2 protein-coding genes are annotated in these 976 nt (G+C 62.7%); both read left to right on the forward strand.

The window, feature by feature from the left end:
* On the forward strand, positions 1 to 348 hold a 348-nt coding region (locus EOA86_RS36230; protein ID WP_245497497.1), incomplete at its 5' end, for a hypothetical protein.
* A 62-nt stretch (positions 349 to 410) separates the two neighbouring features.
* Positions 411 to 976 (forward strand): aminotransferase class I/II-fold pyridoxal phosphate-dependent enzyme (locus EOA86_RS36235; protein WP_128345804.1); only part of this gene is annotated, 566 nt, incomplete at its 3' end.

A 976-nucleotide genomic window follows, 5' to 3' on the forward strand; every position in this document is an offset into this window, starting at 1 on the left:
TTTTGCCGCATGGGCGCGGCGATCGTCCTGCTGGCGATATCAGGCTGTTCGAGCACCAACGTCGAGGGCGCCAGGCCTGTCGCGGCTGCCGACGGGCCAAAGAACACCGGCACCTATCCCAACCTGAATATCCCGCCGCAGGCAGCGGCAGAGCAGTTCACCGAGGCGGAAAAGAACGCCAAGCTCGCCCAGTTGAAAGCCGACCAGCAGGCGCAGGGCTCAAAAGGCGGCGCGGTCAAGGCCACGAACCAGGCGGCGCTGAACACACTGGCAAAAAAGCACGGCACCGACGCACTGAAGCAGATCGAAGCCAAATGCGATCCCGCCCTCGACCCTACCTGCAAATAGGGTTATATCGCGCGACCGACAACCACCTTCGCCAAAAACCACTTTGACCGTCTGGAATTGACATGGAAGAATTTCACAAGGTCCGCCGGCTTCCGCCCTATGTCTTCGAGCAGGTCAACCGGCTGAAGGCCAGTGCCCGCTCGCGCGGCGCCGACATCATCGACCTTGGCATGGGCAATCCGGATCTGCCGACGCCCAAGGCCATCGTGGACAAATTGTGCGAGGTCGTGCGCGATCCGCGCACGCATCGCTATTCGTCGTCGCGCGGCATTCCGGGCCTTCGCCGCGCCCAGGCCAATTACTATGGCCGCCGTTTTGGGGTGAAACTCGACCCGGACACGCAAGTGGTGGCGACGCTGGGGTCGAAGGAAGGTTTTGCCAATATGGCGCAGGCGATCACCGCCCCCGGCGACGTGATCCTGTGCCCTAACCCGACCTATCCGATCCACGCTTTCGGCTTCATCATGTCGGGCGGCGTGATCCGCTCGTTGCAGGTGGAACCGGACGACGGCTTCATCCCCGCGCTGGAGCGCGGCATCCGCCATTCGATCCCGAAGCCGCTGGCCTTGATCCTCAATTACCCGTCGAACCCGACGGCGCAGGTCGCCTCGCTCGATTTCTACAAGGA

The organism is Mesorhizobium sp. M5C.F.Ca.IN.020.32.2.1 (genome assembly GCF_004023105.1).
Classification (GTDB): domain Bacteria; phylum Pseudomonadota; class Alphaproteobacteria; order Rhizobiales; family Rhizobiaceae; genus Mesorhizobium; species Mesorhizobium wenxiniae.